Source organism: Mycolicibacillus trivialis (assembly GCF_002102395.1).
In the GTDB taxonomy this organism is placed as follows: domain Bacteria; phylum Actinomycetota; class Actinomycetes; order Mycobacteriales; family Mycobacteriaceae; genus Mycobacterium; species Mycobacterium triviale.
On record NZ_LQPZ01000034.1, the window covers coordinates 1 to 6,230 of the forward strand.

4 protein-coding genes and 2 pseudogenes are annotated in these 6,230 nt (G+C 71.3%); 5 read left to right on the plus strand and 1 reads right to left on the minus strand.

The annotated features are described in order from the left end of the window. Nucleotides 1-78: 78 nt before the first annotated feature. The 4 genes and pseudogenes from AWC30_RS13030 to AWC30_RS13045 form a co-directional block, all read left to right on the plus strand. A pseudogene (locus AWC30_RS13030) lies at nt 79-561 on the plus strand (integrase core domain-containing protein); the annotation flags it as partial. Between the two features lie 52 nt (nt 562-613). After that, nucleotides 614-1,081 (plus strand): annotated as a pseudogene (locus AWC30_RS13035) (integrase core domain-containing protein); the annotation flags it as partial. Nucleotides 1,082-1,092: 11 nt separating this feature from the next. After that, nucleotides 1,093-2,010, plus strand: a complete 918-nt coding sequence (locus AWC30_RS13040) for a class I SAM-dependent methyltransferase (protein WP_085110658.1) — start codon at nt 1,093-1,095, stop codon at nt 2,008-2,010. Nucleotides 2,011-2,057: 47 nt separating this feature from the next. Then, nucleotides 2,058-2,975 carry a class I SAM-dependent methyltransferase gene (locus tag AWC30_RS13045; RefSeq protein ID WP_085110659.1) on the plus strand — a complete coding sequence of 306 codons (918 nt, stop codon included), beginning with the start codon at nt 2,058-2,060 and terminating at the stop codon, nt 2,973-2,975. Nucleotides 2,976-3,057: 82 nt separating this feature from the next. Here the strand turns inward: AWC30_RS13045 and sppA are convergent, their stop codons facing one another. Beyond that, complete coding sequence (gene sppA, locus AWC30_RS13050) at nt 3,058-4,854, minus strand: signal peptide peptidase SppA (RefSeq protein ID WP_085110660.1); 1,797 nt, start codon at nt 4,852-4,854, stop codon at nt 3,058-3,060. Nucleotides 4,855-4,945: 91 nt separating this feature from the next. Here sppA and AWC30_RS13055 point away from each other — a divergent pair, with 91 nt between their 5' ends. Next, entirely contained in the window at nt 4,946-6,172 is a 1,227-nt protein-coding gene (locus AWC30_RS13055) for a serine hydrolase domain-containing protein (RefSeq protein ID WP_085110661.1), read from the plus strand. Nucleotides 6,173-6,230: the final 58 nt, after the last annotated feature.

Sequence of the window (6,230 nt, forward strand, 5' to 3'; positions counted from 1 at the left end):
GAGTTTGCCCTACAGTGGGCCGCGACCCACCAACCGAAAGTCGCATAGCGGCTGGACCACCAAACGGGTCCCCCTCAGATGGATTTTCAGTTCGACACCACCGCCGACGGACGCACCCTGAAGATGCTCAACGTGATCGACGAGTTCACCCGCGAAGCACTCGCCATCGAAGTGGATCGCTCCATCGACGCCGATGGTGTCGTCGACGTCTTGGATCGCCTGGCACTCCTCCATGGGGCGCCGCACTATGTGCGTTTCGACAACGGTCCCGAGTTCGTCGCGCACGCCGTAGCTGATTGGTGTCGATTCAACAGTGCTGGTTCGCTTTTCATCGATCCGGGCTCGCCGTGGCAGAACGCCTGGATCGAATCGTTCAACGGCCGCCTGCGGGACGAGCTGCTCAACCTGTGGCGGTTCGACTCGCTGTTGGAAGCCCGGGTGATCATCGAGGACTGGAGGATGGACTACAACGCCAACCGGCCTCACTCTGCCCATGGCGACCGCACCCCCGCCGAGTTTGCCCTACAGTGGGCCGCGACCCACCAACCGAAAGTCGCATAGCGGCTGGACCACCAAACGGGTCCCCCTCAGACAGGCCACGACCGACGCACGCAAGGGCGGCACCCCCGTCATCGGCTACAGCTTCGTCCACACCGCCATCGACGACCACTCCCGGCTCGCCTACAGCGAAGTCCTGACCAACGAGCGCAAGGAGACCGCCGCAGCATTCTGGCAGCGCGCGAACACCTTCTTCACCGAGCACGGCATCACCGTCGAGCGCGTCCTGACCGACAACGGATCCTGCTACCGGTCCAAACTGTTCACTCAGACCCTGGCCGCCACCGGCATCATCCACAAGCACACCCGCCCGTACCGCCCGCAGACAAACGGCAAGGTCGAGCGCCTAAACCGCACACTCCTCGACGAATGGGCCTACGTACGCCCGTACTCCAGTAACGCCGAACGAACTGCGGCTCTCGCTGACTTCCTTCACACCTACAACCATCACCGCTGCCACACCGCGCTCGACGGCAAGCCACCCATCAGCCGCGTCAATAATGCTTGTGGTCAATACACCTAGGCTGGGCGACGATGGCACGCAGTGACTCCGACAGCTGGGATCTGGCCTCGTCCGTGGGTGCGACCGCGACCATGGTCGCGGTCGCACGGGCACTGGCCAGCCGGGAACCCGACGCGTTGATCGACGACCCGTTCGCCGCCCCGCTGGTGCGCGCGGTCGGGGTGGAGTTCTTCACCCGGCTGGTCGACGGGGAGATCAGCGCGCCCGCCGAGGCCGACGCCACCGCGGGCCTGATGACCGCGGTGATGGCGGTGCGCACCCGATTCTTCGACGACTTCTTCACCGACGCCGCCGACGCCGGCATCGACCAGGCGGTGATCCTGGCGTCCGGGTTGGATTCCCGCGCCTACCGGCTGGGCTGGCCGGCCGGCACCACCGTCTACGAGATCGATCAGCCGCAGGTCATCGAGTTCAAGACCACCACCCTGGCCGAACTCGGCGCGAAGCCCACCGCCGACCGCCGCACCGTCGCCGTCGACCTGCGCCACGACTGGCCGGCCGCGCTGCGGGAAGCCGGCTTCGACCCGGCCCGGCCCACCGCGTGGAGCGCCGAAGGCCTGCTCGCCTATCTGCCGCCCGACGCCCAGGACCGGCTCTTCAACGACATCACCGCGCTCTCCGCCCCCGGCAGCCGGCTGGCCACCGAGTACCACCCCGACGGCGGCGCCGCCCTCGGCGCCCGCTCCCGCGCGCTCAGCGAGCAGTGGCGTGCCGCGGGGTTCGACCTCGACCTCGGCGAGCTGTTCTACCCCGGCGAGCGGCAGCCCGCCGACGACTACCTGCGCGCACGCGGCTGGCAGGTCACCACCCGCACCCGCGCGGAGGTCTTCGCCGGCTACGGCCGGGACTACCCCGACGGCACCGGACCGGATGGCGCCGCGGCGGAAACGATGCGCAATTCCACCGCGGTCCTGGCAACCCGGACCTGACCCGCCCTTGTCCCCGACCTTCTCGCCCCCGACATTCAGGAGTTCTGATGGCACGCACCGACAACGACAGCTGGGATCTGGCCTCGTCCGTGGGCACCACCGCGACCATGGTCGCGGCGGGCCGGGCCATGGCGTCGGCGGACCCGCGCGGGCTGATCGACGACCCGTTCGCCGCCCCGCTGGTGCGCGCCGTCGGCGTGGAGTTCCTCACCAAGCTGATGGACCGCGAGATCGACCTGAGCGCCGTTGAACCCGATGCCGAGCAGCGGATGCAGGCCATGATCGACGGGATGGCGGTGCGCACCCGGTTCTTCGACGACTACTTCGTGGCCGCCGCCGGCGCCGGAATCCGCCAGGCGGTGATCCTGGCCGCCGGGCTGGACTCCCGCGCCTACCGTCTGCCGTGGGCCGACGGCACCACCGTCTACGAGGTCGACCAGCCGCAGGTCATCGAGTTCAAGACCACCACCCTGGACGAGCTCGGCGCCGACCCCAACGCCGAACGCCGCACCGTCGCCGTCGACCTGCGCCAGGACTGGCCGGCCGCCCTGCGGGAAGCCGGCTTCGACCCGACCCGGCCCACCGCGTGGGTGGCCGAGGGCCTGCTGATCTATCTGCCGCCCGACGCCCAGGACCGGCTCTTCGACAACATCACCGCGTTGTCCTCACCCGGCAGCACCCTGGCCACCGAGTCGGTGCCCGGGCTGCGCGACTTCGACCCGGAGAAGGCCCGGGCCGCCGCGGACCGGTTCCGCCAACACGGTTTCGACATCGACATGACGTCGCTGATCTTCACCGAGGGCCGCAACCACGTCGGCGACTACCTGACCCTGGCCGGCTGGACCGTGACGCAGGTGTCGCGGGCCTCGCTGTTCGCCGAGCACGGCATCCCGGCGCCGCAGTTGACCGACGATGACGACCCGATGGGCGAGATCATCTACGTCAGCGGCACATTGGGCGGGTGACCTGTCGCGCCGAGCGTGCATTTCAGGTCAAAATTCGCGCAGATTTTCGCACTGGTGACACGCTCGGCGGCGCCAGCGCGGGCTACAGCCGGGGCTCGCCCAGCCAGAGCACGCTGGCCCCGCTGAAGGCGCGGTCCACCTCCTCGGCGACGCCGAGCACCGAGCGCACCAGCAGCGTCCCGACGGCGTCGGACAGTGACGCGGCGGCCGGCTGCGAGGATGCCCGCGGCCGCAGCAATTCGACCAGCGAGGAGCCCGGGTAGTAGGCCATCCGGGCGTCGGCGTCGGGGTCCAGCCCGGCCAGTGTCTTGGCCCGGCGGATCGCGGTGTGCAGCCCGCCCAACTCGTCGACCAGGCCGCGGTCCAGCGCGTCGGCGCCGGTCCACACCCGGCCCCGGGCGATCTCGTCGACCGCGTCGGGGCTCATGTTGCGGCCCTCGGCGACCCGCTGGACGAAGTCGGTGTAGAACAGGTCGGCCTCCGCCTCAACCTGTTTGCGCTGGTCGTCGGTGAACGGAGCGTTGATCGACCAGGCGTCGGCGTTGGCGTTGGTGCGCACGGTGTCGCTGCCCACCCCGAGGCGTTCCTTGAGGTCGCGGGCGATCAGCTTGCCGGTCACCACCCCGATCGATCCGGTGATGGTGCCCGGGTTGGCGACGATCGCGTCGGTGCCCGCGGCGATGTAGTAGCCGCCGGAGGCCGCGACCGCGCCCATCGAGGTGACGACGGGTTTGCCCGCGGCGCGGGCGGTGGCCACCGCCCGCCAGATGGTCTCCGAGCCGGTGACCGATCCGCCGGGGCTGTCCACCCGCAGCACGATGGCGGCCACGTCGTCGTCGGCGGTCGCGTCGCGCAGCGCGGCGGCGATGGTGTCCCCACCGGCGTTGGACCGGCCCAGCGGGGCGGGCTGCGGCCCGCCGCGCCCGCTGACGATGGCCCCGTCGACGGTGACCACCGCGATCACCGGTTTGGTTTTGCGGCCCGGCAGGCTCGGCAGGGGCGGGCCGGGCCGGTCGGCGGTGGCGTGCGCGTAGCGGGACAGGTACAGCCGCGGCGGCGCCGCGTCGGAGTCGGGGTCACCGCGATCCGGTGCGATCCCCTCCGCGCCGGTGAGTTCGGCGATGCGGCCGTAGGCCTGGTCGCGGAAGCCGATCCGGTCGACCAGCCCGGCGTTCACCGCGTCGTCGCGCAGCAGCGGCGCCCGGTCGGCGAGGGTGTCGACGGTGTCGGCCCCGATCCCGCGGGCAGCGGCCACCGCCTGACGCACCTGGGCGTGCATGCTCTCCACCAGTGCGGTGTCGGCCTCGCGGTGCGCGTCGGTGTAACCGTCCTCGGTGAACAGGTTGGCCGCGGACTTGTATTCGCCGCGCGCGACGAACTGCGCCTCCAGCCCGATCTTCTCCATCGCGGTGCGCAGGAAGACCGCGTTGGTGGCGAACCCGACCAGCCCGACCGTGCCGGACGGCTGCATCCAGATCTCGTTGAACGCCGTGGCCAGGTAGTACGACAGCGTGCCCGGGTAGGTCTCCGCCCAGGCCACCGACGGCTTGACGGCACTGAACGCCGCGATCGCCTCCCGCAGTTCCTGCACCGGGCCGGCCGTGGCCGCGGGCAGCTGTACCCGGGCGATCAGCCCGGCCACCCGCGGGTCCTCCGCAGCGCGGTGCAGGGCGTCGACCACCTGGCGCAGTACCGGCGGTCGGCCGCCGGCGCTGAGCAGGGCCAGCGGGTCGAACCTGCTGGTTTCGCGCGGCAGGGTCTGCAGATCCAGTTCGAGCACACAGCCGTTGGGCACGCCGCGGTGGCGGGCGGTGTCGACGCGGCGGACCAGGGCGCGCACCTCGTCGGCGCCGGGGACGCCGGGCAGGAAGGAGAACATGCGTCGAGAGTACCGATGACCCCGTACGGTGAGCCCGGAGTGCTCCGCGCCCCCGAATCGGCCGCGGACACCGCCGGACAGGAGGTAGGCGATGGCTGCCAGCGGCACGGTGCCGGAGTTGATCGGCGGGGATGTCGAGGAGGGCTACGGCCGGGTCGCCGACGCGTTCCGGGCCAACTTCGCCGGCGGCCGCGAGGTCGGGGCGGCGGTGGCGGTGTACCGCGACGGGGTCAAGGTCGTTGACCTGTGGGGCGGTTACCAGGACGGCCGCACCGCCGACCCGTGGCGGGCCGACACCGTGGTCAACATGTTCTCCACCACCAAGGGGGTGTCCTCGCTGGCGGTGGCGGTGGCCGCCGCCCGCGGCCTGATCGACTACGACGCCAAGGTCGCCGACTACTGGCCGGCGTTCGCCCGGGCCGGCAAGGCCGCGATCACGGTGCGCCAGCTGCTGGCCCACCAGGCCGGGCTGCCCGCGTTGGACGCCCGGTTGTCTCCGGCGGATCTGGCCGGCACCGACCGGTTGTCCGAGGCGCTGGCGGCGCAGGCCCCGGCTTGGCCGCCGGGCACCCGGCACGGCTATCACGCGATCACGCTGGGCTGGTACGAGTCGGAGTTGATCCGGCACGCCGATCCGGCCGGCCGCACTCTGGGTCGCTTCTTCGCTGAGGAGGTCGCCGCGCCGCTGGAGCTGGACCTGCACATCGGGTTGCCCGACACGGTGGACCGCGACCGGGTGGCGTGGCTGCACGGCTGGCACCGGGCGCGGGCCCTGCTGCACATCAACGCGTTGCCGCCCCGGCTGACGCTGGCGTTTCTGAACCCGTTCGGGCTGACCGGCCGGGCCGCCAACGTCATCGCCGGGATCGACCCGATGCGCGACTTCAACCGGGAGGAGATCCGCCGGGTGGAGATCCCGGCCGCCAACGGGATCGGCACCGCCCGGGCGGTCGCCCGCGCCTACGGCTGCGCCGCCACCGGCGGGCAGCAACTGGGCTGGACCCCGGCCGTGCGCGCGGAGTTGGCCGCCCCGGCGGTCGCACCGTCAGGTGGGGTACGCGACAAGGTGCTGCACGTGGATTCGGCGTTCTCCCTGGGCTACTGCAAACCGGTCGACCATTTCCGGTTCGGCTCCTCGGACAAGGCGTTCGGCACGCCGGGTCTCGGCGGCTCGTTCGGGTTCGCCGACCCCGACACCGGCATCGGGTTCGCCTACGTGATGAACCGGCTCGGCTTCCACCTGTGGAGCGACCCGCGGGAACTGGCGCTGCGGCAGGCCCTGTTCCGCGACGTGCTGGGGGCCCGGCCGCAGCGCTGAGCCGCCCGCGTGACCGCCGCTCGCATCACCCCCGCCCGCGACACCCCACGCGGACCCG

What these genes read in the sequence shown, in the direction of transcription:
- AWC30_RS13040 (WP_085110658.1), top strand. Translation starts at nt 1,093, where the DNA reads ATGGCACGCAGTGACTCCGACAGCTGGGATCTGGCCTCGTCCGTGGGT.
- sppA (WP_085110660.1), bottom strand. Translation starts at nt 4,854, where the DNA reads ATGTTCTCCTTCCTGCCCGGCGTCCCCGGCGCCGACGAGGTGCGCGCC.
- AWC30_RS13045 (WP_085110659.1), top strand. Translation starts at nt 2,058, where the DNA reads ATGGCACGCACCGACAACGACAGCTGGGATCTGGCCTCGTCCGTGGGC.
- AWC30_RS13055 (WP_085110661.1), top strand. Translation starts at nt 4,946, where the DNA reads ATGGCTGCCAGCGGCACGGTGCCGGAGTTGATCGGCGGGGATGTCGAG.